Below are 25,018 nucleotides of genomic sequence, written 5' to 3'. Positions count from 1 at the left end.
CAGCAGACGAGAACAACGCACGCATGCCCTGCGGCGTCGTCGTGGAACCGGGCGTGTTCCAGCTGTCGGAGCAGGATCTGCCGCTGGAGGCACCGGAGGGATGGGTGCTGGTCGATATCCGGGCCGTGGGCATCTGCGGGACCGACTATCACATATTCGAGGGCAAACACCCGTTTCTGAATTATCCGAGGGTGATCGGTCACGAACTCAGCGGACGGGTTGCCAGGGCAACCGGTCCCTTCAAGGACGGCGAGCTGGTGGTTATCAATCCCTATCTTTCCTGCGGAAACTGCCGCGCCTGCAGAAAGGGCAAACCGAACTGCTGCGAGACCATCGAGGTTCTCGGGGTCCATAGGGACGGCGGCATGTGCTCACGGATTAGGGTGCCGGAAACGAACCTTTACCGCGCCACCGGCCTGAGCGAGCTTCAGGCGGCAATGGTCGAGTTCCTGGCGATCGGTGCCCACGCGGTTCGGCGTGCCGGTGCACTGAAAGATGAGCGCGTGCTGGTGACCGGGGCAGGTCCCATCGGTCTCGGCACGGCGCTTTTCGCACGCATTCAGGGCGCTGACGTTCACCTGCTCGATCTCAGCGAAGCGCGCTTGCGACAGGCCGGGGAGAAGTTCGGCTTCGAAAAACAGCATCTTGCCGGGACGGACCTTCTGACCGGACCGCTCTCCGACGGCTTCGACGTCATTTTCGACGCGACGGGAAGCGCGGGCGCGATCGAGGCGGGCTTTCCGCTGCTGGCCCATGGCAGCCGCTACGTGCTGGTCAGTGTCGTCAAGGACCAGATCCGGTTCGACGATCCGGAATTCCACAAGCGGGAAACCCAGATCATCGGCAGCCGCAACGCGACGGCCGAGGATTTCGAAACCGTGATGCAGGCCATACGCGACGGCTTGATCGACACGGAAGCGCTCTGCTCGCTCACGATCCCGGTCCAGGACATCGCCGGCCGGTTCGAAGACCTGTCCAGTGACCGCGAGACGCTGATCAAGGCGGTGGTGACGTTCTGATGCTGGGGCGCTGCGTCGCCAGTCGACATGAGCGCCGCGAGACAGGTTCGTCACCGGGCAGGCGTCAGATATTCTGCGGACTTTTCAAAAAGGGGGCTCTCGCTGTATAGAGGGCGCCGAAAGCTTCGGTCTGTACCGAGGGTCTCCCTCCGCCGCAAGCGCTCCCTTAAGCAAAAGAACACGTCCGATGAACGAATTTCTCGTTGCCGCCCTTTATCTGTTCACGCCTCTCGACGACTACGAGGAAATGCGCGATCCGCTCAAGGCTTTCTGCGTGAAGAACGACGTGCGTGGCAGCCTGCTGCTGGCCAGCGAGGGCATCAACGGCACGATCTGCGGGCCGGAAGGGGGCGTCAGGGCGGTGCTCGATCACCTGCGCGCGGACCCGAGACTAACGGCGCTGACGCACAAGGAGGCCTGGACGCACCGGCACGTCTTCAAACGCATGAAGGTGCGGCTGAAACAGGAGATCGTGCGCCTGGCGGTCGACGGCATCGACCCGAACGAAATCGTCGGGGAATACGTCAAGCCGGAGGACTGGAACGCGCTGATTTCCGATCCGGACGTGGTCGTGATCGACACGCGCAACGACTACGAGTTTGCCTTCGGCACGTTCGAGAAGGCGCTCAACCCGGAAACGCAATCGTTTCGCGAGTTTCCGGACTGGGTCAATGCCCAGGAAGGTCTTGAGAAGAAGCCGAAGGTCGCCATGTTCTGCACCGGCGGCATCCGCTGTGAAAAGGCAAGTGCCTGGATGCTCAAGAACGGCTTTGAAGAGGTCTACCACCTTGAAGGCGGCATTCTGAACTATCTGGAAAAGGTGCCGGAAGAGAACAGCCTCTGGAAGGGCGAGTGTTTCGTTTTCGACGACCGGGTTTCTGTCGATCATCAGCTCCAGCCGCGTTGGGGGGAGTGGGTGCCGGAGGAGGCGCGCCACATCATCAACGAAGACACAGAGTACGAAAAAGGCCCGAAAGAACAGGCCTGAACAGAAGACGTTCGGGGCGCAATCTCTTAACGGGCGTTAACTTTTTGCTTTAATGCCTTGTCAAAATTCCCTAAAATCGGGTTGCAGGACATTTTCCTGCACCAGACTGGGGGATGAGTTTATGCGTCGCAGTTCCTGGAGTGCGGTCATCGCGCTGGCTATTACACCTTTTCTTGCATCTTTTGCTCATGCAGGCGGCAAGGCGCTGGCCTGCTATCAGCAGGCGACGGTTCCGGCTGTCTACAAAACCGTTCACGAACGTGTTCTGGTCCGGGCCGCAACCCAGAAGGTCGTCAAACGACCGGCGGTCTACGGCTATCAGAAGCGCCGCGTTCTGGTGCAGCCCGAGCGCGTCAGCTACCGGAAGACGCTGGCGGTCTACCAGACCCGTCACCGCAAGGTGATGGTGCGACGCGCCAGCGTCGGCTGGGAATACCGGATGATCAAGGGCGTCAAAACGCTCTGCAAGGTCCAGCACCCTGCGGTGTACAAGACCGTCAGTGAGCGGGTTCAGGTGCAGGCAGCCTCCAAGGTCGCGGTGCGCCATCCGGCAATCTACAGCACCGTGAAGGAAAAGGTGATGCTGCAACCGGCATCCAGCCACGTGATCAGGGAACCTGCCGTCTACAAGACCGTCAGCCGTCAGGTGATGGTGGAACCGGCCCGCACGGTGTGGCAACCGGTCAAGGTCAGGGGCTGCCGGCACTGACGCCGAAAGCCATGTTCTTCACATCTGATTGAAGGCAAGGCAATTGGCTCTGCTTTCATCAACGCGCTCAGGCGCGAAGGGTCCGTTTGCCCTGAAAACCGGAAGGACCCGTCATTGCCGGACTTGATCCGGCAATCCAAGCCGTTCCGATGCCCCAAACTCATATCCCCGATCCGGGAAAGGTCACGGCATGGGTCCCATGGTCGAGCCATGGGACGACCGGAGAAACAGGGAGAGCGACAAGGTCCGGGGGTGACGGTGTCCGTGTTTGGTTCGCGCGCTCAAAAAACCGCCAGTGCCGTCCCGGACTTGATCCGGGACCTGCCGAACACGTGTCATGAGGCCCCGGCTCAGGGCCGGGGCGGCACCGGGGGGAACGGGATCAACTCATCACTCTGCTGCCATGAGGGATGCGCGCAATGCCCCGAACAACCCCCAGGCGCAGTCACCTCTCCCCGTGGGAGAGGTCGGCCTGAAAGGCCGGGTGAGGGATCAGAGCTGTCAATGCTCCTCGGACGTTTGCCCCTCACCCTGACCCTCTCCCCAAGGGAGAGGGACATAAGAGAAGCGTAAAACCCGTCTCTCCGCTTTCGCACCCCCCGAGGATGCAGGTTCAACATCTGGGCCGTCCCGGACCTGATCCGGGACCTGAGCAGCACTTCACAGGAGGCCCCGGCTCAGGGCCGGGGCGGCAACGAGAGGACGGCGGCATTTGTTCAGCTTTCAGCTGTCACCCCGGACGCAGCGCAGCGGAGATCCGGGGCCTACTCATTCGCAGAGACACTGGTGTGATCTGTTGCGCTGCTGCAGCCATTCAGACATTTCGGCAAGCTGATCGGCGAGTGGGCCCCGGCTCAAGGCCGGGGTGACATTGCGTGACGGTGTGTGTTTGCTTTAAGCTCTCAACAAGCACCCAGCCCCGTCCCGGACCTGATCCGGGACCAGTTCTTTTCTTGTCATGTGGTGGCGGTTTTTGATGCCAATTCGTCGGACTAAGTCTTAAACCGCTCGGTCGTCAAACCCTTGCGCCCGTGGCCTTCCACGAGGAAGAGGCCGCCGGAAAGTGTGTCCGGTTCGATGGCGGTGGGGTCGGTCGGCTGTTTGATCGTGGTGACGATCAGCTGGTCGAGCTCCGGGCCGCAGAAACAGGGCATGGTCGGTTTTGGGACCGGCATCTTTATTGCTTCCAGAAGATTGCCGTCGGGCGCGAAGCAGTTGAGCAAACCGGCGGAGACACCGGCGCTCCAGTAATTGCCGTCCGCGTCCACGGTCGCGCCGTCCGGGCGGCCGGTCTCGTTGGTCTGCTGGGCATAGAGCATTTTGGAACCGAGCGCACCGGTCGCCGGGTCGAAGGCGTAGCACTCGATCCATCCGGGTGTGGAATCGGCGTGGTACATGTAGGTTCCGTCGGCGCTCCAGGCGAGGCCATTGGAGCATTGCAGTTCGTCGCGGATCTCTTCGACGTTGCCCTTGCCGTCGATCCGGAACAGACCCGCGATCGGTTCGCGCGGGGAGGCGGTGTCCATCGTGCCGATCCAGAACGCGCCGTCCGGGCCGATCTTGCCGTCGTTGAGACGTGTGCCCGGGCGATCCGCCTGCACCTCGGCGAGGACTTCGCTCTTTTCCGTCTTCGGATCGAACAGCAGGATCTTGTCCCAGACACCGACGACGAGGCGGTCATCATCCGTCAGGCCGAACGAGCCGACCTCGTTGTCGAAGTACCAGGTGGTGATGTCGCGCGTTGCCCAGTCCATCGACTGAATGGTGCGGCCCTGGATATCGACCCAGAGCAGGCGATTGGTACGCTCATCCCAGGTCGGGCATTCGCCAAGCTGATAGGTTGTGTCGAGAAAACGGGTGATCGTGTGGGACACCGTGGCAGGATCCTTGAAGTGCCAAGCAATAAACGGATGCGGACTATATAACCGACTTCACCTGCCGTCGAGACTGCAATCGTCCCTGTCGGTTCGGTGGCAGGCAGTGGGGCATGCAGCTGCCTGTCTCAGGTTTCGGCCTCCAGCGGAATGGCTGTCCGCTTCACGATCGGGCGGATGGCGAAGGAGGATTTCATCCTCAGGACGCCGGGAAGCTGGGACAGGTGATCTCGGTGGATGCGTTCAAAGTCGATCGGATCAGCCGCAGTCAGCCGCAATATGTAGTCGGCGTCGCCGGCCATCAGGAAACACTCCATGATTTCGTCCGACCGGGCGACGGCGCGCTCAAAACTCTCGAGCGTTTCCTTGGACTGGCCGGTCAGCGAGATTTCGACGAACACATCCATGCGGCGGCCGAGCTTGCGCTGGTCGAGCAGGGCTACGTAGTTCTCGATGACGCCGGCTTCCTCAAGCCCGCGCACGCGCCGCAGGCACGCAGATGCCGACAGACCGACGACATCCGCGAGGTCCGCGTTGGCGATCCGGCCGTCCTTTTGCAGCACGTCGAGGATTTTCCGGTCAAGGCGATCGAGTTTCATTATGTTGCACCGCACATATTGCGTTAATCTTTGTCCATGATCGCAGAATCTGCGGCAAGTTTCCAGTTTTGCGCAATTAAGTTGTTCGATTTCCGCTTTGGTCTCGTGCGAACGCAAGCACATTCGACCGAAACAGGCATACACTTAAAGGCAATCAACAATGCTTCCTGAGGAGACGTGGTCATGCGCATTGGTGTGCCGAAAGAAATCAAGAACCATGAGTACCGGGTCGGGCTGACGCCTGACAGTGTTCACGAGATGATCGCTCACGGGCACGAGGTGCTTGTCGAGACCAATGCCGGGGTCGGGATCGGTGCAAGCGACGCCGACTACCAGGCCGCTGGCGCCAAGATCCTTGGCACGGCGAAGGAGATCTTCGACGCCGCCCAGATGATCGTGAAGGTCAAGGAGCCCCAGGCGGTCGAGCGCGCGATGCTGCGCCCGGACCAAATTCTCTTCACATATCTGCATCTCGCTCCGGACGCGGATCAGACCGCCGATCTGGTCAAGTCCGGTGCTACCTGCATTGCCTACGAAACCGTCGTCGACGCAAAGGGCGGCCTGCCGCTGCTGGTGCCGATGTCCCAGGTTGCCGGACGTCTTTCGGTCATCGCCGGTGCCAAGGCGCTTGAAAAGGCCCATGGCGGTTCCGGAACCCTTGTTGGCGGTGTGCCGGGTGTCGAACCTGCCAAGGTGGTGGTGATCGGCGGCGGCGTCGTCGGATCGCATGCGATCACCATGGCGATCGGTCTTGGCGCAGATGTGACGGTTCTGGACAGGAACACAGCCGTTCTCGGCCAGCTCGCCCAGACATTCGGACCGGCTCTGAAGACGGTTTATTCAACCAAATCCGCGCTTGAGAAACACGTGCTTGAGGCCGACATGGTCGTCGGTGCCGTTCTGGTCGCCGGCGCGGCTGCACCCAAGCTGGTCTCCAGGGATCTCGTGAGCCGCATGAAGGCGGGTTCGGTTCTGGTGGATGTGGCCATCGACCAGGGCGGCTGCTTTGAAACCTCCAAGGCAACCACCCATTCCGATCCGACCTATATCGTCGACGACGTGGTGCATTACTGCGTTGCCAACATGCCGGGCGCCGTACCGAAGACCTCCACCTACGCGCTCAACAATGCGACGCTGCCTTTCGCGCTGGCGCTTGCCGACAAGGGCGCAAAGAAAGCGCTGCTCGACGATCCGCATTTCCTGCCGGGCCTGAACGTGATCGGCGGCCAGGTGACCTGCGAGGCAGTTGCCGAGGCGCTCGGATACGACTACGTCGATCCGGCGACTGCGCTTGAACAGAGCGACGCCAGCCAGGCCGCATGAGGCCTGCAGGTTTCAGTTGATGAAAGGCCGGTCCAGCGACCGGCCTTTTTTGTTGTTGTCGGCCGGAGTGGCTCGCGCTTTCAACCCGTGGCCTTGCGCAGGTTGGACAACCCTTTACATCTGCTTTAAACGTCCAGAGACAAGCAGGAGGAGATGCCGGATGAATGGTGCGGAAGCGCTGGTTGAGACAATGCTGGCCTCCGGCGTTTCGGTTTGCTTTGCCAATCCGGGTACGTCCGAAATGCATTTCGTTGCCGCCCTGGATACCCATCCGGAAATGCGCTGCATTCTGTGCCTGTTCGAGGGCGGCGTGACCGGCGCGGCTGACGGGTATGCCCGCATGAGCGGGAATGTCGCGGGCACTCTGCTGCACCTCGGGCCCGGCTTCGGCAACGGCTGGGCCAATCTCCACAATGCGCGCAAGGGACAGTCCGGCGTCGTCAATATCGTCGGCGATCATGCGGGCTATCACCTGAAGCACGATGCGCCGCTGCAGGCGGATCTCGACGGCGTCGTCGGCTCGGTCTCCCATTGGGTCCGGCGCGCGACGGACAGTTCCACGGTTGCGGGCGCGGGGGCCGAAGCGATCCGGATGGCGCGCAGCGGCCAGATTGCGACGGTCATCCTACCTGCAGACTCCGCATGGGGCGACAGCGGGACGGGACCGGCGAACGAGCTTCCGCCGCTGCGCAAACACCGCCCGGACGAGGACCGGATCAAGGCGTCCGCTCATGCGCTCACGCTTCCCGGAGCCGCCCTTCTGGTCAGTGGTCCGGCGCTCTACGGCGCTGGAGCCGAACTGGCCGGCAAGATCGCGGCGCGAACCGGATGCCGGCTGCTGGCACCTTTCTTTGCGCCCCGCATCGCATTGGGCGAGGGGGCCGTGGCGTTCGAGATGCTGCCCTACAATGTCGACATGAGTTCCGAGTTCCTGTCCGGCCTGAAGCACATCGTTCTGGTCGGGGAAGATCCACCCGTCAATTTCTTCGCCTATCCGGGCAAACCCTCGACACCGGAACCGGCGGGCTGCGCCATCGGCCAGCTTTGTTTCGGCGACTGGGATGTCATGTGGACGCTCGAAAAGCTCGCCGAAGCCGCAGGCGTCGATGGCAGTGAAGATGTTGCCAGGATCACGCATGATGTTCCGCCGCTGGAAAGCGGACCGCTTTCCGCGGAAGGGATCGGGCGCGGTCTTGCAAATTTGCTTCCCGAAGGAGCGGTCGTGGTGAACGAAGCGGTGACCGCCGGGCCCGGCATATGGCCGGCGGTGAACCGGTCCCGGAACCATGACCGGATCAACAACACGGGCGGCTCCATCGGACAGTGCCTCCCGAACGCGCTGGGGGCGGCAGTCGCCTGTCCGGACCGCCCGGTCATTGCCGTTTCCGGAGACGGGTCAGCCATGTATCAGGTCCAGTGCCTGTGGACGGCTGCGCGCGAAGGGTTGAACATCACATTCGTGATCATCGCGAACCGGGGCTATCAGATCCTCCATGCCGAGTTGCAGGCGCAAGGGGCGCCCAAACCCGGACGCAATGCGCGCGCGATGTTCGATATCGAGGATCCGCTGATCGACTGGGTCGCGCTGGCGGCCGGTCATGGTGTGCAGGCCGTCCGGGCCGATAGCGAGGAAAGCTTCGCCGAGGCGATGGAAATGGCTGCGGGCTCGCCCGGGCCCTTCCTGATCGAAGCTGCGATCTAGAAACCCGTTACGAGTACCGGCAGGGCTGAATTCAGCTTATCGGGAATGGCCGGTCCAGGGTCCGTACCCAGGATACGGCCCCTAAGGGCATCTGACCTTGTAAGGCGTGCCGTTGAGATCGTGGGCGATGCAGTTGCGCGGTGTCGTGACGACACCGATCAGCCCGCCTCCAACTGCGCCAAGGGCTGCGCCTGCGATTGTCGCGTTGACCGTTGAACCTGCCACGGCACCGATCGTCGCGCCGGTCGCTGCACCCAGCCCGGCTCCGATCAGCATTCTGTCGCGCTGGCTCTCCGTATTGACGCAGCCGGCCAATAGGAAGGCGAGGGCTGCAACGGCAAGAATCGGTTTCATCCATGCTCCCCAGCAAAGCAATAAGCCCTGCTAGCGTGGAGATGTATGGTTAACAGATTCTTACCAGGCGCCGGTTATCCAAGCTTTCTCAATGCGCTCGGAGGAACTCTTGATCCGGTTATCTCGGCGTTGTGGCTGCACCGATCGCGGCGCCGCCCGCGGCTCCGAGGGCTGCGCCGGCAATAACAGGCGCTGCACCGGCACCCACGGCCGCACCGACGATCACGCCGGTTGCGGCGCCAAGACCGCCGCCGATGATTGCCCGGTCCGTCTGTCTGCTTGAAGAACAGCCGGCGAGGAGGGTGGCCACTGCGGCCACGACCAGAATTTGTTTCATGTCGGTTACGACCTCAAAATGCGTGTGATCCGGCGTCGGCTTCGGCTGGGTCCGCATGGGATGGCCACGGCAGATGAAATCAATCTGCCCGGCGCGCCGCTCCTACGAGATACAACCGAATCGGCGTCAATCGATGTTGATGGCCGAGGCCCTAAGCCGCCGATCGCCGAGGGTGACGCCGCACACGTGCGCGCACCTCAGGCGGTCGAGGCCGGTCAAGACGCTCAATACCAATTGGTCACATTATGGATTGCGTAACCTAAATGGCCCGTTAACGCAGGGGCCATTTAGGTGCATTTGGATCAGGGGCAGACGACGCGGTAGGGGTTTCCGTACCGGTCATAGGCGACGCAGTTCTTCGGCGCTGTCGCGGCGCCGACAATGGCACCACCCGCTCCACCGATTGCCGCACCGGCGAGGGCCGGACCGACGCCGCCTCCGGCTGCGGCACCGATGATGGCACCGGTCGCGGCTCCGAGGCCGCCACCTACAAGTGCCCGGTCAGTCTGGCTGTCCGACTGACAGCCGGCAAGAAGCGCCGCAGCGGCAGCAACAAAAAACAATTTTCTCATGATTTTATCCTACCGATCCGCGGCATTGTCACACAGTCAGGGCTGTAAGTTGTTTGTTACGGGCAGGCGACGCGATACGGGTTGCCGTAGCGGTCATAAGCCACGCAGTTTTTCGGTGTCGTTGCCGCGCCGACGATCGCGCCGCCAGCTGCACCGATTGCACCACCTACAAGCGCACCGCCGACGTCGCCGGTCGCTGCGGCGCCGATTGCGGCACCGGTTGCTGCACCAAGGCCACCACCGACCAGGGCACGGTCCGTCTGGCTGTCAGACTGACACCCTGCCAATGCAACGCCGATTGCAGCGAGCAGAACAAACTTCTTCATTAAAGGTAACTCCCTTCAAGACCGCGCGGTGCGGCAATTCCAATATTTTAAAGTCTTGCCAAGGTTAAGCTGCTTTGCGCGCCGGGGCAATCTATCAATTCCTACAGTACACAAAACCCAACTTGCTGTCCGGGCAGAGTCTTCGAGTGCTCAGGAACAGATAGCGCCCATTGGGCGAAAGTATGGCGGTTTCGATCAGATCTTCAGTGCGGAAAGCAAGCCACGCGTGGATGCATCTTTGCCCTCTGGGGAAGCCTCGCCCTTGACCATGGGCAAGAGGGCGGTCGCCAGTTCCTTGCCGAGTTCCACGCCCCATTGATCGAAGGAGTTGATGCCCCAGATGACCCCTTCGACAAAGACGCGGTGTTCGTAAAGCGCGATCAGACGACCAAGTGCGTAAGGGGTCAGCTTGTCGTAAACGAGTGTGAAAGACGGGCGGTCGCCCGGGAACACCTTGTGCGGTGCAAGCCGCTCCACGTCGCTTTCGGACATCCCCGAAGCCGCGAGCATGGCTTTCGCCTCCTCAAGGGTCCGTCCGAGCATCAGCGCCTCGGACTGGGCAAGGCAATTGGCCGTCAGCAGTTCGTGGTGGTTGTGCAGGTCTTCCTCGTGGCCCTGCTTCGCGATCAGGAACTCGCAGGGAATGACCGTCGTGCCCTGATGCAGCAGCTGGTAGAAGGCGTGCTGGCCGTTCGTGCCAGGCTCTCCCCAGACAAGAGGGCCGGTGTCCATGCCGACCGGGCTTCCGTCCAGCTTTACGCGCTTGCCGTTTGATTCCATGTCAAGCTGCTGCAGATAGGCGGGCAGCCGCGACAGCCGCTGGTCGTAGGGCAGCACGGCCCTTGCGCCGTATCCCAGAACATCACGGTGCCAGATGCCGATAAGGGCCATCAGGACCGGCAGGTTGTCTTGAAGCGGCGCTTCCTGGAAATGAATATCCATTGCGTGTGCGCCTTCCAGAAAGTCGCTGAACGCATCCGGACCGATTGCGATCATCAACGGCAGGCCAATCGCGGACCAGATGGAGTAGCGCCCGCCGACCCAGTCCCAGAAACCGAAGACGCGCGCGCTGTCGATGCCGAAGGCTTCAACCTTGTCGAGCGCGGTCGACACGGCGGCAAAATGCTTGCCGACAGCCTCTTCACCCAGGGCCGACGCTATCCACTTGCGGGCCGTCGCCGCGTTGGTCATTGTTTCGATGGTCGTGAAGGTCTTCGACGCGACGATGATCAGCGTTGTTTCCGGATCGAGCTTTTCGAGCGTATCTGCGATATGCGCCCCGTCCACGTTGGAGACGTAGTGCAGCTCCGGGCCGTCATGATAGGGCGCCAGCGCAAGCGTGGCCATGACCGGGCCGAGATCGGATCCGCCGATGCCGATATTGACGACGTCGGTGAAGGGCGCTCCCGACGAGGACACCAGCTCGCCGGACCGGACGGCTTCCGCAAAGTCGGCCATGGCGTCGAGCACGGAACGGACATCCGGCATGACATCCGCTCCGTCGACCATGACCGGCTTGTCCGACCGGTTTCGGAGCGCGGTATGAAGCACTGCGCGTTTTTCGGTTTCGTTGATCTTTTCGCCTGCGAACATGGCAGAGCGGCGGCCTTCGACGTCCGCCTCTACGGCCAGCGCCACAAGCTCGGACAGGGTGTCGCTGTCGATTTTCGTCTTCGAATAATCGAGCAGAAGATCACCGGTTTTTGCCGAGAATGTCCCGAAGCGGTCCGGATCGCCGGCGAACAGGTTTCGAAGCGTGGTGCCGTTCAGCTTTTCGGCCTGGCGGGTGAGGGACGCGAGTGTCATGAGACTTCCTCTTAAATCGATTTAACCAACTGGATTCCGGTCACGGCAGACAGCGCTCCAATTAGCACAGCAATCTGACGTAGTGGAGATTTTTCTGACGAGCGTTTGTCCGGTCCGCCGGCAACCTGTGTGGCGTTGGCGTGTCCTTGTCACGAGACTTTGCCGGATTGACGGGAAATTAGGAGTTTTGAGCTTAGGCTCAGGACTCATTAGTTTGGTTGAATTGGCGCAGCAAACGGCAATGAGCTGCAAGGAAAGGCGCGACAAGCGGGCTACCTGCCCGGTTGAGCGGGTTGACGCAGCAGATCGAAGCCGTTTTTGCGTCCCGCAGGGATAGGGTGAATTTGCCCGGCAACGTCGTTGCAAATCTTTGGAAACCGGACGGTTTCCTGCAGCTTTGCGCCTCGTATCCGAACAAATTCATCCCTACCAATTCATCCAAACTAATGCGTCCTGAGCCTGGGCTCTCCTTTGCGTGCTTGCTCAGCACAGGTGATGAACAGAAGAAGATTTCAGGTGTTTTAAGCCCATGAGCAACGAGAATACGGATCCCGCTCTGACGCATCTTCAGGAAAATCCTGAGGCCAGCGAAGACGTTCAGATTGTCGATTTCGACACGCTCGCCATCATCGAGGCCGTGATCACCAACGTGAACGAATGGGGCTGCAAGGTCACCTCGGAACATGTCGAGGATCTTTACAAGAACATCGGTATCCGCTTTTCGGGTGCGCGCAAGCTCTCCAAGGCCCAGGTGACGTCCGTCAAGGGCAATGACGCGTCCGTCGTGTTTGTGACCAGCGAAAGCAAGATCAGCGACAAGCGCCGCGAGAAGCGGAACGACGTGAAGATACCGGTGAAGATCGCCGACCTGGAGGGCATCACGGAAATCGAGGGCACCATCGTCGACGCCGCCAAGAACGGCTGCAAGGTCAAGGCGAACGGGCTCACTGCCTTACCCGAGGAAGTGCTGCTCACCATGAACAAGTTCAACAAGCCGGTCGTTGCCGAATTTGCGTGGCGCAACGACAAATCCGCCGGCCTGCGTCTCTTGTGGGACCGGACGCTGGAAGAAACCGAAGCCCCGGACAGGTCCGGCAGCATGGAAATGCCTGCCGCCGAGACCGAAGACGCCTGAGTGTCCGGACTGTCCCGGTCCACAGGCCGGCATCAAGCCGTCAGCTGGTGAGACCGCTCGCCGCGCGCGCCCTCTCCTCGATACCCGCCCAGTCCTCTGAAGCGATCGCCTTGGCGTCCGCGATCCAGGACCCGCCAACGCACAGAACATTCGGAAGGGCAAGGTAGTCCGGTGCCTTGTCGATGCTGACGCCTCCGGTGGGGCAGAACTTCGCGGCCGCCAGGGGAGAGGAAAGCGATTTCAGGTAAGACGCGCCACCGGCCTGCTCGGCCGGGAAGAATTTCAAACGCCTGTAGCCGCGTTCGAGAAGAAACATGACTTCGGAGGCCGTTGCCGCGCCCGGAAGCAGCGGCACGCTGTGGGCTTCTGCCGCATCCAGAAGGTTCTGCGTGGCCCCCGGAGAAACGATAAACCTGGATCCGGCCGAGACCGCGGCATCGTATTGCCTGCCGTCGAGCACCGTGCCCGCGCCGACGATGGCACCCTCGACATGTTTGCTAACCGCTTCGATGGCCTCCAGGGCGCGTTCCGTCCGCAACGTGATCTCGATTGCGGGAAGACCACCCTTCACCAGGGCCGTTGCCATCGGCACGGCCTTTTGTGGATCTTCGACGACCAGAACCGGGATGACGGGCGCGGCGCACATCACCGTTTCTATTTTTTCGATATCCTGTGCCATTGAATTCTCCCGGATTTCCTGATTATGCGCCGAACACGTGCGCGCCGCTGTCCGCCGTGCCGACATTGGCGCGGAAGGCAGTGAAAAGATCGCGGCCGACGCCGAACTGATGCGTGCTGAGGTCGGCAACCGCAGCCGGGCGGGCTTCGAATTCCTTCTCATCCACGAGAACCTTCAGTTCGCCGGTGACGGCATCGATGCGGATCATGTCGCCGTCGCGGATCTTGGCGATCGGTCCGCCGTTTTCCGCTTCCGGCGTGACATGGATTGCCGCCGGCACCTTGCCGGATGCGCCCGACATGCGGCCGTCGGTGATCAAGGCGACCTTGTAGCCCTTGTCCTGCAGGATTCCGAGGCACGGTGTCAGCTTGTGCAGCTCGGGCATGCCGATCGCCTTCGGGCCCTGAAAGCGCACGACCGCGGCGACGTCGCCTTTCAGTTCCTTCTTGTTGAAGGCATCGAGGAAGGCATCCTGGGAATGGAACACGCGCGCAGGCGCTTCGATGATGTGACGGTCCTCGGCAACGGCCGAGACCTTGATTACGGCCTTGCCCAGGTTGCCGGTGAGCATCTTCAGCCCGCCTGTCGGCTGGAAGGCCTTGGAGAGGGGCGCCAGAACGGTTTCATCGCCGGAGGTCTTTGGTGCATCTTCGCGCAGGATATCGCCGTTTTCGTCCAGTTTGGCCTCCACCGTGTAGCCGGCCAGATCCGTGCCGTAGACGGTCTTGACGTCCTGGTGCAGATACCCGTCCGACAGAAGCTCCCGGATCAGGAAGGCAAGGCCGCCGGCCGCCTGGAAGTGGTTCACATCCGCCTTGCCGTTCGGGTAGACCCGGGCAAGCAGCGGCACGACATCCGACAGATCGGAGATGTCGTCCCAGGTGAGCTTGATGCCGGCGGTCGCCGCAATGGCGACCAGGTGCATCGTGTGATTGGTGGAGCCACCCGTGGCGTGAAGACCGACCACGCCGTTGACGATCGCCTTTTCGTCGATGATCTCGCCGGCCGGGGTGTATTCGTTTCCGAGCGCCGAAATCGCAAGGGCGCGTTTGGTGGCCTCCCTGGTCAGCGCATCGCGAAGCGGGGTGCCCGGATTGACGAAGGAGGAGCCGGGCATGTGCAGGCCCATGATTTCCATCAGCATCTGGTTGGAGTTCGCCGTTCCGTAGAACGTGCAGGTGCCGGGCGAATGATAGGCCTTGGATTCGCTTTCAAGCAGCGCGTCGCGTCCGACTTTCCCTTCGGCGTAGAGCTGGCGCACCTTGGCCTTGTCATCATTTGAAATGCCCGTGGTCATAGGTCCGGCGGGAATGAAGACCGCGGGCAGGTGGCCGAAGGAAAGGGCGGCGATCGCGAGACCGGGAACGATCTTGTCGCAGATGCCGAGGAAGACCGCTGCGTCAAACATCTGGTGCGACAAGCCGACGGCTGCCGCCATCGCGATGACGTCACGCGAGAACAGCGACAGTTCCATGCCGTCCTGACCCTGAGTCACACCATCACACATGGCCGGCACGCCGCCCGCGACCTGCGCGACAGCGCCGACTTCATGCGCCGCCTGGCGGATCATTGCCGGGTAGGTCTCGTAGGGCTGGTGCGCCGACAACATGTCGTTGTAGGCCGTGATGATGCCGAGGTTCGGTACGATATCTCCTGAAAGCGCCTGCTTGTCCGAGACGCCGCAGGTCGCAAAGCCGTGCGCAAGGTTGCCGCACGAAAGCCGGGAGCGCTGCGGCCCCTGTTCGGCGGCCTTGCCGATCCTGTCCAGATACAGGGAGCGGCTGTCGTGACTGCGCTTGACGATCCGTTCCGTGACATCGGCGATGCGATCCTGGATTGTCATTGTTCTGATCCTTTCCTGGCCACATGTGGCTGGGTGGGGTGTCTGCCGGCAGACAGGGCTTTTGCCCGTTTGCTCTATTTAATCGATTTAAACTCGGCATCGCCCTAAAGTCAGGGCTGCGCGAGCGCTCTAGATTCCGTCCTCTTCCGACCACGTGCGCCCGTCACGCTCCACGAGCGCAATGGCGGCCGACGGACCCCATGTTCCGGCGGTGTAGCCCTTGGGCGTTTCCTTCGATGCGGCCCAGGCTGCAAGGATCGGGTCCACCCATGCCCACGCTGCATCGACCTCGTCGCGGCGCATGAACAGCGTCTGGTTGCCGCGGATCACATCCATGATGAGACGCTCGTACGCGTCCGGATTGCGCACCTTGAAGGCGTCGGCAAAACTCATGTCGAGCGGCACCTGCCTGAGGCGCATTCCGCCCGGGCCGGGGTCCTTGATCATGATCTGCATCTGAACGCCTTCGTCGGGCTGCAGGCGGATGATCAGGCGGTTCGCGGTAATCTTGCCCGTTTCCGTGTCGAAAATGGAGTGGGGGATCGGTTGAAACTGAACGACGATTTCCGAAACCCGCTGGGCCAGACGCTTGCCTGTGCGCAGGTAGAACGGGACACCCGCCCATCGCCAGTTGGCAATGTCCGCCCTGAGGGCGACGAATGTTTCCGTCCGGCTCTCGTCGTTGCCCAATTCTTCAAGATAACCGGGCACGGCGCCGCCGGCGGATGCGCCGGCACGATACTGACCGCGCACGGTCAGCTTGTCGACGCTCTGGGCGTCGATCGGCGTTAGGGCCTTCAGAACCTTCAGCTTTTCATCGCGGACGCTGTCCGCATCCATGGATTCAGGCGGTTCCATAGCCACCAGGCACAAAAGCTGGAGGATGTGGTTCTGAACCATGTCCCGCAGCGCACCGGCCGTGTCGTAGTAGCCGGCACGTCCGCCCGTTCCGAGGGATTCGGCGACGGTGATCTGGACATGGTCGATATGCGCGGCGTTCCAGAGCGGCTCGAACAGGGCATTGGCGAACCGAAGCGCCATGAGGTTCTGCACGGTTTCCTTGCCGAGATAGTGATCGATACGGAAGATCTGGTCTTCCTTGAACACAGCGCCGACGGTGTCGTTCAGCGCCTTGGCGGATGCACCGTCTTTGCCGATCGGCTTCTCCATCACCACGCGGGCGTGCCGGTTCACGACGCCGATCCTGCCGAGATTTTCGCATATGGTGCCGAAGAGATCCGGCCCGACCGCAAGGTAGAAGGCGCGGATGACATCCTCGCGCTCATCCAGGACCGTTTTCAGGCCCTCGAAACCGGTGCCCGTGGCGACATCGATTTTCACATAGTGCAGCCGTTTGAGAAACTTGGCGAGATGGTCATCGTCAAGGTCCTTGACGTGTTCCTTCAGCGCGTTTTCCGCCCAGTCCCTGTAGTCGTCATCGGTGTAGTCGCGGCGTGCGCTGCAGATGATACGGGCATTTTCCGGCATCTGCCCGTCGGCATCGCGGTGATAGAGAGCGGGAAGAAGCTTGCGGTGCGCCAGATCACCGGATGCGCCGAACACGACCAGGTCGAATTCCTCAACTTCAATGACGCGTACCGCCATGGGAGACTCCTTCCAACAGCTTTTCCGTTGCCGGGCCTTTTGCGGCTCCAGCTGAACCCGGAGGGCTTTTAAATCGATTTAAATGTTTTGTCAGCCCCTCAAATGAGCTTTGACCATTCTTTTTGCAGTTCCGCAATCCGCGGAAGATCGGCACCGCGGCGCGAACAGGTGACCGCCGCGGCCTGAACGGCAAATCCAAGAAGACGATTGACGCGCTGTTCGTCAAGTGCGGCAAGTGAGGTCCGGTCAATTGCTCCGAGCTTTTTGAGCCCCGCCAGCAGGGCGGCCTGAAAGGTGTCGCCGGCGCCGACGGTGTCTTCCACCTTTACCTGAACACCGGGACAGCCTGTTTCAAAGGAGCGGCTGAAGGCGAGGGCGCCTTCGCCGCCGCGGGTGACGATGACAAGCGCGGTGCCGCCGGCAACCCACCTGCGGGCAATCGCGGCGATTTCTTCATCCGGTGCGATCAACGCCAGGTCTTCGTCGCTGACCTTGATGACATCGGCAAGCGGTGCAAGGCCTTCGGTATTCTGCCGCCACCGCTCCAGGTCAGGTTCCACCGTCGGGCGGATATTCGGGTCGAACGAGACCAGCGTGTGGGTGCGTTCGCGCTCGATCAGGGCCTTTAGCGTTCCCGCCACAGGTTCGACGAGGGCGGTATAGGAGCCCAGATGCAGGAACAGCGGCGGTTCGTCGAAGTCTGGCAGATCGTCCAGTGTGACCATTCGATCGGCCGCATTTGCACCGTAGAACGTATAGGCCGGGTGGCCCTGATCGTCCTTCTGCACCAGGCTCAGCGTGGTGAGGTAGTCGGTTCTGAGGATGTAGCGCTCAGACACGCATTCCTTCCGGAATTTCTCGACGAGTTTCGCCCCAAGCGTGTCGTTCGAGATACCGCCGAAAAACGCGGCCTCCTCACCGAGGCGGGCGAGGCCCATGGCGACGTTGAAAGGCGAGCCGCCTATTCGCGCATCGAATCTGGCGCCATCTTGGACACCTTCGTCGCCGAACAGGTCGAAGAGAGCTTCGCCGCAAATCAGAAACATGCAAAGTCCAGACTTCTGTCGTTCTCACAAGGGAATGTTGCGGCGGCCCGCTTGGCACGGGCCGCCTTTCTCGTCTTCATGCAGCCGCGTCTTTCGGCGGTTCCATAGCCCCCGTCATCAGCGCAACCGCATCGGACATCGAGCAGTCCTTCGGTTTGACGGTGCAAAGCCGTTTGCCCAGCCGATGGATGTGGATGCGGTCCGCGACCTCGAAGACGTGCGGCATGTTGTGGCTGATCAGAACGATCGGTATTCCCCTCGACTTCACGTCCTGGATCAGTTCCAGAACCCGCCGGCTTTCCTTGACACCCAACGCGGCGGTCGGCTCGTCCATGATGATGAACTTGGTTGCAAAGGCGGCGGCCCTGGCAACGGCCACACCCTGCCTCTGTCCGCCTGACAAGGTCTCGACTGTCTGGTTGATGGATTGCACGGTCATAAGGCCAAGCTCCGTAAGCTTTTCACGCGCAAACTTTTCCATCGCCGACCGGTCGAGTTGCCGCAGGAATTTTCCCATGAAGCCCGGCTTGCGGATTTCGCGCCCCATGAACATGTTGTCCGCGATCGACATCGCCGGCGACATGGCGAGTGTCTGGTAGACGATTTCGATCCCCATGTCCCGCGCCTGCGTCGGCGACGTGAAATGGACCGGCTTGCCGTCGATCAGGATTTCGCCCTCATCCGGTACTGTGGCACCACAGATCGCTTTTACGATCGAAGACTTGCCAGCGCCGTTGTCTCCAATGACAGCCAGGATTTCGTTGTTGCGCAGTTCAAAATCGGAATGGTCGATTGCGGTGACATGACCATAACGCTTGACGATACCGCGCCCCTCTACAATTGGAACATTGTCAGTCATTAAGCCGATACCTTTCTGATCCACTGGTCAGCTGCAACGGCAGCGATAATGAGAAGTCCGATGAGGAGAAAGGTCCATTGCGCATCAGCACCGAGCAGCCTTAGCCCAAGCGTGAACACGCCGACGATAAGGGCCCCAAACAGGCTGCCCAGGATCGAGCCGCGGCCACCGAACAGGGATATGCCGCCGATCACGACCGCGGTGATGGATTCAATATTCGCGAGCTGTCCGGAGGTCGGTGAAACGGATCCGATACGGCCGATCAGGGCCCACCCGGCGAAGGCGCAGATCAGTCCGGAAAGCATGTAGACCGACATCAAGGTTCTGTGCACGTTGACGCCTGACAGGCCGGCAGCTTCGGGATCATCACCAACAGCATAGACGTGCCGCCCCCAGGCCGTGTGACGAAGCGCGTAAGCAAGCACAAACACCAGGATCAACATGAAGACCACGCCGACCGTGAACACGGCACCACCGATGTTGAACTTCGTTCCGAAGAACTGGAGAAACGGTGCGTTGGCTTCGATTTCCTGCGAGCGGATGGTTTCGTTTGCCGAGTACAAAAAGTTGGTCGCAAGCACAATCTGCCACATCCCCAGGGTGACGATGAACGGCGGGAGCTTGACCCGGCTTACCAGCCAGCCGTTCAAGGCGCCAATCATGGTCCCAGCGGCAAGGCCGCAGGCAACGGCAACCGGAGCAGGAATTCCATATCGGAATGTGAACTGTCCCATGATCACCGAAGAAAAGACCATGATTGCACCGACGCTCAAATCGATACCGGCCGTCAGGATAATCAGGCTTTGTGCAGCTGCCACAATGCCCACGATCTGCACCTGTTGCAGGATCAGCGTCATCGCAAAGGGCGAGAAGAACTTGGACCCCAACAACAGACCGAAAACGACAATTGCCACGATGAGAACGATCAGAGGCACGAGTGACGGATTGGCGTGCAGCGTATGCTGCACCTGTCCAAGAAAGCCGCGGCGGTGATCTTCGAATTCAGCGACCGAGTCCGCTCTGTTGGCGGCAGCTTCGAAGTTCTCGGTCCCTTCCTTGGTTTGAGACATCTCTTCCTCTCCTGCGGCGGATCAGACACTCACGCGACCGCCCACCCTTGTCGGTTATGATCCAGATTTCGAGAAAACCCGGGAGGCAAGTCTTTTGCCTCCCGGATCCTTCGCCTGTTTAGCCCCAGCAGAGTTCGGTGCCCTTGGCGGTGTCGATGGACTCCACGCCGTCAACCGGCTTGTCGGTCACCAGAGCCACGCCAGTGTCAAAGAAGTCCTTGCCCGGTGTGTTTTCGGGTTTGGAGCCGTCGTCGGACCACTTTTTGATGGCTTCGATGCCCAAGGAGGCCATCAGGAGCGGGTATTGCTGCGACGTTGCACCGATCACGCCGTCCTTGACGTTCTGGACGCCCGGGCAACCGCCATCGACGGAGACGATGAGAACGTCGTTTTCACGGCCGATGGCCTTCAGCGCCTCATAGGCACCTGCGGCGGCAGGCTCGTTGATGGTGTAAACGACGTTGATCATCGGGTCTTTGGCAAGAAGGTTCTCCATGGCGCGGCGGCCACCTTCCTCGTTGCCCTGGGTCACGTCGTTGCCGACGATGCGCGAATCCGTCTCATCACCCCATTTGTTGGGGTCGCCGAGGTCGATGCCGAAACCCTGCAGGAAGCCCTGGTCACGCAGAACACCGACGGTTGGCTGGCTGATGGCAAGATCGAGCATGCCGATCTTGGCGTCGGCGGCCTTGTCGCCGAGGGCGCCGGCAGCCCATTGGCCGATCAGTTCACCGGCCAAGAAGTTGTCGGTCGCGAAGGTCGCGTCGGCGGCATCGATCGGGCTCAGCGGCGTGTCGAGCGCGATCACGAGAAGGCCGTTGTCACGGGCCTGCTTCACGGCCGGCACGATCGAGGACGTGTCGGAGGCGGTCAGCAGGATGCCTTTCGCGCCGTCGGCAATGCAGGTCTCAATGGCGGCAACCTGAGTTTCGTGGTCACCGTCGACCTTGCCGGCAAAAGACTTAAGCTCGATGCCGAGTTCTTCAGCCTTGGCGGTCGCACCTTCCTTCATCTTCACGAAGAACGGGTTGGTGTCGGTCTTTGTGATCAGGCAGGCTGTAATATCTGCCGCAGCTGCCGGTGCCGCCGCCATGGCGGCAAGGACTGAACCAGTCGCAAGTAATTTGCGGATCATTTGTTTTTTCCTCCCTGGCCTATTTCAGTTTGAGCGGTTGGGTTCGGCCAGATGTGACCCCAATCTCGCTGCCCTTGCCGGAAAGCTGGCTTTGTCTTCCGTACTGCCTGCTCCGGCGGGACCCTTGTCTTTCCCACCCGTCAGAATCGCTGCTCTGGGCGAGAAATTGAAGAACTGAGGCAGGCTCGCCGCGCCGATGGCGCCGGCATCGTGGGCGAAGCTGCCGATTTCGATTTCAGGTGACTGCCGTTCCTCGGGGGCGGCAGTTTCCACGGCGGATTTGACCTTCTGTCTGAAGGTTTCGGGAAAGGAGCCTCTCAGATCGCTGTCGATCACCACGAGCGAAACATCCAGAAGGGCGTAGGCCGAGCGCAGCGCCAGACCGATCGCGGCGGCGCAGTCATCAAGCCATTCGACATATTTCGGATCGTTCGCTTCCACGGCGGCCTGCAAGTCCGATCGGTCGAGCTCCTCAAATCCGTCCGGCGAGAGATGCCGGGCAAAGGACACCAGCGACGCGCGCGTCAGCAGGAGGTCCCAGGTCTGCTTCGGTTTCGGTGCCGTCGGCAGGACGCTGGGCGGCACAGGCATGAACGCGACATCTGCGGCATTGCCGGACATTCCCTTGACCACGTCGCCCTTGAGCACCAATCCGCCGCCAATGGCAGGACCCAGGAACAGATAGAGGAAATTGTCATGCTGACGGCCCTGGCCGTAAAACAGTTCGGCAACCGCTGCCGCCGTTCCGTCGTTTTCGCTGAAAACGGGCAGGGCCATGGCGTCCTCTAGCGCCGCGGCAAGGTCGAAGCCGTCCCATTTCTTGAAGTCCGCCTCCGGCAGGCCGAGTTCGTGCAGCCACGCGCCGAGGTTGAAGGGCTGCGCCAGACCGATGCCGGTGATCCGGTCCTGCATCTCGTCACTGAGATTGGCGCGCAGTTCGTTCAGATCCCGCGAGAGAATCTCTACCGTCTTTTCCGGGGCGGGCAGGATCATGTCATGGATGCGCCGGTCGATGATCTTTCCGGAGAAGTCCATCAGGACGGTCTCGATGTTGGTGCGGTCAAGCCGAACGCCGAAGGAATAGGCACCGTCCGGGGCAAGTTTCAGAATGGTTGCCGGCTGCCCGCGGCTGCCGTCGTGGCGCTTGCCGGCCTCGAAAATCAGGCCTGCCTCGATCAGATCCTGTATGATCGCTCCGATTGCTGCGTTCGTGAGTTGAACGGCGCGGGCGAGTTCGGCCTTCGAGGCTTCGCCGGCGCGTCGCAGGATCTGCAGCACGATGCGCTCGTTGTACCGGCGCAACTGTGCGGAATTCGATCCTCGACCTGACGTACGCGGCTCGTCCACCTTCCCTGTTCCTCCCAAGGGGCTGCCTTTCTGGTCTGGCAGCTTCGTAATAATTAATTTTGATGAAATTATTCGATGGCCGGAACGATCTGTCAATTCATTAATTGTTTTGCACTGCACGGTTTCGATGTTGTACTGCAGCAAAATCCTGACAGAAAGGACGTTTTCAGCCTATAGTTTAGCAGAGAAAATGACGTTAGGGCATATAGCTTTTCGGAATAAATCTGAGGGATTTCACTCAAACCCGCGGCCCGCTCTTTGACACAATCACTTCGATAGTGTGCATGACCATTGCCGGAAGCGGCAGGATTCGTATTGTCGGATGACATGCTGGAAGTGGAGTGAGTCTGAATGCCGGTCATACATGACGAAGGTTTTCTCAAACGCGCGATTGCGGCGGGGGCAGGTGAGGAGCCCGCCGATCTCGTCCTCAAGAATGTCAAGCTTTTCAATGTGATCGATGGATCTTGCAAGGAAACGGATATCGCCGTTGTCGGCGACCGGATCGTGGGTTCCTATGGCAGCTACGAGGGCAGGGAAACGCTGGACGGTGAGGGGCGTGTCGCGGTTCCGGGCTTCATCGACACGCATCTGCACGTTGAATCCTCGCTGGTCACGCCATTCGAATTCGACAGGTGCGTGCTGCCGCACGGTGTGACCACCGCGATTTGCGATCCGCATGAGATTTCCAACGTTCTTGGTGCCGAGGGCATCCGGTATTTTCTGGATGCCTCGCTTGAAACGCTGCTGGATCTGAAGGTCAATCTGTCGTCCTGCGTACCCGCGACGTCTTTCGAGACGGCCGGCGCGTGTCTGGAGATCGGGGACCTTCTGCCTTTCCGCGACCATCCGAACGTGATCGGCCTTGCCGAATTCATGAATTTTCCAGGCGTGCTGGCATGCGACCCGAACGTCCTTGCCAAACTTGCCGCCTTTCAGGATGGACATATTGACGGGCATGCACCGCTGCTTTCCGGGCTCGGCCTCAACGGCTACCTTGCGGCCGGTATCCGCACGGATCACGAGGCAACAAGCGCGGTAGAAGCGCTTGAAAAGCTTTCCAAGGGCATGACCATCCTGATGCGGGAAGGCTCGGTTTCCAAGGACCTCGACGCGTTGGCGCCCATCCTCACACCGGATGTGTCCGCTTTTGTCGCGCTGTGCACGGATGACCGCAACCCGCTCGACATCGCGGAGGAGGGGCATCTGGACAGCATGGTCCGGCGCCTGGTCGCGAAGGGCATCCGGCCGCTGGATGCCTATCGCGCGGCCAGCTGGTCCGGGGCCAATGCCTTCGGCCTGAAGGACCGGGGCCTGATCGCGCCCGGCAGGCGGGCGGATATCGTGCTGCTGGACGATTTCGAGGATTGCCGGGTCAACCGCGTCGTCTGCGGAGGGCGGCTTGTCAGCGACGCCGCGTTCGAAGCCCGTGGTTCCGTTGCACCGGTCGGGCTTGCAAGCGTCAAGGCGCAGCCGGTTGCCGCACGCGATTTCGACATTCCGGCGAGGAACGACGAAACCTCCGTGATCGGGGTCCTGCCGGGCAAGATCATTACCGAGCACCTCAAAAAACGTCTTCCCGCCACCGGCGGCAAGACGCTGCCCGACCTTGAGCAGGATGTTCTGAAGGTCGCCGTTGTCGAACGGCACGGAAATAGCGGTAATATCGGCCTCGGGTTCGTGCACGGTTTCGGCATGAAGCGCGGCGCGATCGCGAGTTCGGTCGGCCATGACAGCCACAACATCTGTGTTGTCGGGGCGGATGACGCGTCCATCGCAACCGCGGTCAACCGTGTGATCGCGATGAAGGGCGGTTTTGCGGTCGCGGAGAGCGACAGCGTGATGGCCGAACTTGCGCTGCCGGTGGCAGGTCTGATGAGCCTGGAGACGTTCGAGACGGTCAGGCGGGACCTGGAGACCCTGCGAACGGCGGCCAGATCACTCGGCTGCACGCTGGAAGAACCTTTCCTGCAGGTGGCCTTTCTGCCCCTGCCGGTCATCCCGCACCTGAAGATCACGGATCACGGGGTCTTCGACGTCGACCGGTTCGAGTTGGTCGATCAGGGGAGCTGAATTTGTAAGCCGCTTTTCAGTAGTGCCGCATGTGGTTTCTGAAACGCGACCATTTCTGGGCGGACCGGTAGCCCAGGAAAAATGCAACCGCAGCAATCACGACGGACCAGACCAGGACCCTCGCGTCGAACCAGAACTCAGCCAGGAGATCCGAAGGATGCGCAATTTTCGGGTTGGCACCAAGATAGGTGACAGGGATCCATTCGGAATGAAGCCGGGCGGACCAGGTGTCGGGCACCCTGAAGGTCAGGGCCAGCGGATCGTTGCCCGTCGGATTGATCTCCACGATCATCGTCCCGTGCGTCTCGAAGTGTCTGCTGTTCTTGAACGTGTCGCGCGGAGACTCGTGCAGCGCTTCCTTGAGTGTCAGGCTGTCCCCGTCCGCATTATGAATGTTCAGGATGAACGCTTGATCTTCTTCACCAAAATATTCCAGCAACCAGTATTTCAAACCGCTGTCATAATGGATGTAGATGGACAGCAGGCAGGCGAATCCCACGAAACAGAATATCGCGAGATTCAGTGCATAACTGTCCTCGGTCGCTTCTTTCGGGTTCAACATGCCTGCACCACCATGAAGAGAATTCCGCAGACTATGCGCGTATCCGCGGCATGTG

General features: G+C 60.9%; 23 protein-coding genes. 7 read left to right on the top strand and 16 right to left on the bottom strand.

Annotated features, from left to right (window positions below):
• The first annotated feature begins 23 nt into the window (after positions 1-23).
• The 3 genes from ACO07N_RS26545 (at position 24) to ACO07N_RS26535 (ending at position 2,716) form a co-directional block, all read left to right on the top strand.
• Entirely contained in the window at positions 24-1,019 is a 996-nt protein-coding gene (locus ACO07N_RS26545) for a zinc-binding alcohol dehydrogenase family protein (RefSeq protein ID WP_421984493.1), read from the top strand.
• Between the two features lie 187 nt (positions 1,020-1,206).
• The gene (locus ACO07N_RS26540) at positions 1,207-2,007 is read left to right on the top strand and encodes a rhodanese-related sulfurtransferase (protein ID WP_421983878.1); all 801 of its coding nucleotides are present in this window, start codon (positions 1,207-1,209) and stop codon (positions 2,005-2,007) included.
• A gap of 121 nt (positions 2,008-2,128) precedes the next feature.
• Positions 2,129-2,716 carry a hypothetical protein gene (locus ACO07N_RS26535; protein ID WP_421983877.1) on the top strand — a complete coding sequence of 196 codons (588 nt, stop codon included), beginning with the start codon at positions 2,129-2,131 and terminating at the stop codon, positions 2,714-2,716.
• Between the two features lie 992 nt (positions 2,717-3,708).
• On the opposite strand, the gene ACO07N_RS26530 is transcribed toward ACO07N_RS26535, so the two are convergent.
• Both ACO07N_RS26530 and ACO07N_RS26525 read right to left on the bottom strand, forming a co-directional pair.
• Complete coding sequence (locus ACO07N_RS26530; protein WP_421983876.1) at positions 3,709-4,590, bottom strand: SMP-30/gluconolactonase/LRE family protein; 882 nt, start codon at positions 4,588-4,590, stop codon at positions 3,709-3,711.
• A 128-nt stretch (positions 4,591-4,718) separates the two neighbouring features.
• The gene (locus ACO07N_RS26525) at positions 4,719-5,189 is read right to left on the bottom strand and encodes an Lrp/AsnC family transcriptional regulator (RefSeq protein WP_319382945.1); all 471 of its coding nucleotides are present in this window, start codon (positions 5,187-5,189) and stop codon (positions 4,719-4,721) included.
• A gap of 183 nt (positions 5,190-5,372) precedes the next feature.
• Between ACO07N_RS26525 and ald the strand changes: the two genes are divergently transcribed.
• Together ald and ACO07N_RS26515 are read left to right on the top strand one after the other, a co-directional pair.
• A complete protein-coding gene (ald, locus tag ACO07N_RS26520) occupies positions 5,373-6,512 on the top strand; it encodes an alanine dehydrogenase (protein WP_421983875.1) in 1,140 nt (379 codons plus the stop codon).
• Positions 6,513-6,672: 160 nt separating this feature from the next.
• Positions 6,673-8,214 (top strand): acetolactate synthase large subunit, encoded by a 1,542-nt coding sequence (locus tag ACO07N_RS26515; RefSeq protein ID WP_421983874.1) that lies wholly within the window; start codon positions 6,673-6,675, stop codon positions 8,212-8,214.
• An 81-nt stretch (positions 8,215-8,295) separates the two neighbouring features.
• On the opposite strand, the gene ACO07N_RS26510 is transcribed toward ACO07N_RS26515, so the two are convergent.
• The 5 genes from ACO07N_RS26510 to pgi form a co-directional block, all read right to left on the bottom strand.
• On the bottom strand, positions 8,296-8,568 hold the full coding sequence (locus ACO07N_RS26510; protein ID WP_421983873.1) for a hypothetical protein: 273 nt from the start codon (positions 8,566-8,568) through the stop codon (positions 8,296-8,298).
• Between the two features lie 118 nt (positions 8,569-8,686).
• Positions 8,687-8,905 carry a hypothetical protein gene (locus ACO07N_RS26505; protein WP_319382941.1) on the bottom strand — a complete coding sequence of 73 codons (219 nt, stop codon included), beginning with the start codon at positions 8,903-8,905 and terminating at the stop codon, positions 8,687-8,689.
• 302 nt (positions 8,906-9,207) lie between these two features.
• Positions 9,208-9,477: a lipoprotein gene (locus tag ACO07N_RS26500; RefSeq protein WP_421983872.1), complete on the bottom strand. Its 270-nt coding sequence runs from the start codon at positions 9,475-9,477 to the stop codon at positions 9,208-9,210.
• A 56-nt stretch (positions 9,478-9,533) separates the two neighbouring features.
• Complete coding sequence (locus tag ACO07N_RS26495; protein ID WP_299474122.1) at positions 9,534-9,803, bottom strand: glycine zipper domain-containing protein; 270 nt, start codon at positions 9,801-9,803, stop codon at positions 9,534-9,536.
• A 195-nt stretch (positions 9,804-9,998) separates the two neighbouring features.
• Positions 9,999-11,609 (bottom strand): glucose-6-phosphate isomerase, encoded by a 1,611-nt coding sequence (gene pgi, locus ACO07N_RS26490; RefSeq protein WP_421983871.1) that lies wholly within the window; start codon positions 11,607-11,609, stop codon positions 9,999-10,001.
• Positions 11,610-12,138: 529 nt separating this feature from the next.
• Between pgi and ACO07N_RS26485 the strand changes: the two genes are divergently transcribed.
• Positions 12,139-12,744: a PilZ domain-containing protein gene (locus ACO07N_RS26485; RefSeq protein ID WP_421983870.1), complete on the top strand. Its 606-nt coding sequence runs from the start codon at positions 12,139-12,141 to the stop codon at positions 12,742-12,744.
• Positions 12,745-12,784: 40 nt separating this feature from the next.
• Here ACO07N_RS26485 and eda read toward each other — a convergent pair whose 3' ends face one another.
• From eda to ACO07N_RS26445, 8 genes are all read right to left on the bottom strand, one after another.
• Entirely contained in the window at positions 12,785-13,423 is a 639-nt protein-coding gene (gene eda / locus ACO07N_RS26480; RefSeq protein WP_421983869.1) for a bifunctional 4-hydroxy-2-oxoglutarate aldolase/2-dehydro-3-deoxy-phosphogluconate aldolase, read from the bottom strand.
• Between the two features lie 22 nt (positions 13,424-13,445).
• Complete coding sequence (gene edd / locus ACO07N_RS26475) at positions 13,446-15,266, bottom strand: phosphogluconate dehydratase (RefSeq protein ID WP_421983868.1); 1,821 nt, start codon at positions 15,264-15,266, stop codon at positions 13,446-13,448.
• Positions 15,267-15,395: 129 nt separating this feature from the next.
• Positions 15,396-16,871, bottom strand: coding sequence for a glucose-6-phosphate dehydrogenase (gene zwf, locus ACO07N_RS26470; protein ID WP_421983867.1), 1,476 nt, complete (start codon positions 16,869-16,871; stop codon positions 15,396-15,398).
• A 98-nt stretch (positions 16,872-16,969) separates the two neighbouring features.
• Positions 16,970-17,917 carry a carbohydrate kinase family protein gene (locus tag ACO07N_RS26465; RefSeq protein WP_421983866.1) on the bottom strand — a complete coding sequence of 316 codons (948 nt, stop codon included), beginning with the start codon at positions 17,915-17,917 and terminating at the stop codon, positions 16,970-16,972.
• A 76-nt stretch (positions 17,918-17,993) separates the two neighbouring features.
• Positions 17,994-18,800: an ATP-binding cassette domain-containing protein gene (locus tag ACO07N_RS26460; protein ID WP_421983865.1), complete on the bottom strand. Its 807-nt coding sequence runs from the start codon at positions 18,798-18,800 to the stop codon at positions 17,994-17,996.
• A complete protein-coding gene (locus ACO07N_RS26455) occupies positions 18,776-19,846 on the bottom strand; it encodes an ABC transporter permease (protein ID WP_421983864.1) in 1,071 nt (356 codons plus the stop codon). The genes ACO07N_RS26460 and ACO07N_RS26455 overlap by 25 nt, the downstream gene beginning before the upstream one ends.
• 118 nt (positions 19,847-19,964) lie before the next feature.
• A complete protein-coding gene (locus ACO07N_RS26450) occupies positions 19,965-20,981 on the bottom strand; it encodes a sugar ABC transporter substrate-binding protein (protein ID WP_421983863.1) in 1,017 nt (338 codons plus the stop codon).
• 24 nt (positions 20,982-21,005) lie between these two features.
• A complete protein-coding gene (locus ACO07N_RS26445; RefSeq protein WP_421983862.1) occupies positions 21,006-22,328 on the bottom strand; it encodes an ROK family transcriptional regulator in 1,323 nt (440 codons plus the stop codon).
• Between the two features lie 351 nt (positions 22,329-22,679).
• Here ACO07N_RS26445 and ade point away from each other — a divergent pair, with 351 nt between their 5' ends.
• Positions 22,680-24,401, top strand: a complete 1,722-nt coding sequence (gene ade / locus ACO07N_RS26440) for an adenine deaminase (protein ID WP_421983861.1) — start codon at positions 22,680-22,682, stop codon at positions 24,399-24,401.
• A gap of 16 nt (positions 24,402-24,417) precedes the next feature.
• On the opposite strand, the gene ACO07N_RS26435 is transcribed toward ade, so the two are convergent.
• A complete protein-coding gene (locus ACO07N_RS26435; protein WP_421983860.1) occupies positions 24,418-24,963 on the bottom strand; it encodes a hypothetical protein in 546 nt (181 codons plus the stop codon).
• Positions 24,964-25,018 lie beyond the last annotated feature (55 nt).

Origin of the sequence: Roseibium sp. (assembly GCF_965229775.1) — a bacterium.
GTDB lineage: Bacteria > Pseudomonadota > Alphaproteobacteria > Rhizobiales > Stappiaceae > Roseibium.
This window is presented reverse-complemented; position numbering and strand designations above follow the sequence as displayed.

Coding starts and splice junctions, on each gene's coding strand:
- ACO07N_RS26500 (WP_421983872.1), bottom strand. CDS start 9,477: ATGAGAAAATTGTTTTTTGTTGCTGCCGCTGCGGCGCTTCTTGCCGGC.
- pgi (WP_421983871.1), bottom strand. CDS start 11,609: ATGACACTCGCGTCCCTCACCCGCCAGGCCGAAAAGCTGAACGGCACC.
- ACO07N_RS26485 (WP_421983870.1), top strand. CDS start 12,139: ATGAGCAACGAGAATACGGATCCCGCTCTGACGCATCTTCAGGAAAAT.
- eda (WP_421983869.1), bottom strand. CDS start 13,423: ATGGCACAGGATATCGAAAAAATAGAAACGGTGATGTGCGCCGCGCCC.
- zwf (WP_421983867.1), bottom strand. CDS start 16,871: ATGGCGGTACGCGTCATTGAAGTTGAGGAATTCGACCTGGTCGTGTTC.
- ACO07N_RS26435 (WP_421983860.1), bottom strand. CDS start 24,963: ATGTTGAACCCGAAAGAAGCGACCGAGGACAGTTATGCACTGAATCTC.
- ACO07N_RS26510 (WP_421983873.1), bottom strand. CDS start 8,568: ATGAAACCGATTCTTGCCGTTGCAGCCCTCGCCTTCCTATTGGCCGGC.
- ACO07N_RS26495 (WP_299474122.1), bottom strand. CDS start 9,803: ATGAAGAAGTTTGTTCTGCTCGCTGCAATCGGCGTTGCATTGGCAGGG.
- edd (WP_421983868.1), bottom strand. CDS start 15,266: ATGACAATCCAGGATCGCATCGCCGATGTCACGGAACGGATCGTCAAG.
- ACO07N_RS26540 (WP_421983878.1), top strand. CDS start 1,207: ATGAACGAATTTCTCGTTGCCGCCCTTTATCTGTTCACGCCTCTCGAC.
- ACO07N_RS26515 (WP_421983874.1), top strand. CDS start 6,673: ATGAATGGTGCGGAAGCGCTGGTTGAGACAATGCTGGCCTCCGGCGTT.
- ACO07N_RS26450 (WP_421983863.1), bottom strand. CDS start 20,981: ATGATCCGCAAATTACTTGCGACTGGTTCAGTCCTTGCCGCCATGGCG.
- ACO07N_RS26535 (WP_421983877.1), top strand. CDS start 2,129: ATGCGTCGCAGTTCCTGGAGTGCGGTCATCGCGCTGGCTATTACACCT.
- ACO07N_RS26545 (WP_421984493.1), top strand. CDS start 24: ATGCCCTGCGGCGTCGTCGTGGAACCGGGCGTGTTCCAGCTGTCGGAG.
- ACO07N_RS26505 (WP_319382941.1), bottom strand. CDS start 8,905: ATGAAACAAATTCTGGTCGTGGCCGCAGTGGCCACCCTCCTCGCCGGC.
- ACO07N_RS26455 (WP_421983864.1), bottom strand. CDS start 19,846: ATGTCTCAAACCAAGGAAGGGACCGAGAACTTCGAAGCTGCCGCCAAC.
- ade (WP_421983861.1), top strand. CDS start 22,680: ATGCCGGTCATACATGACGAAGGTTTTCTCAAACGCGCGATTGCGGCG.
- ACO07N_RS26525 (WP_319382945.1), bottom strand. CDS start 5,189: ATGAAACTCGATCGCCTTGACCGGAAAATCCTCGACGTGCTGCAAAAG.
- ACO07N_RS26465 (WP_421983866.1), bottom strand. CDS start 17,917: ATGTTTCTGATTTGCGGCGAAGCTCTCTTCGACCTGTTCGGCGACGAA.
- ald (WP_421983875.1), top strand. CDS start 5,373: ATGCGCATTGGTGTGCCGAAAGAAATCAAGAACCATGAGTACCGGGTC.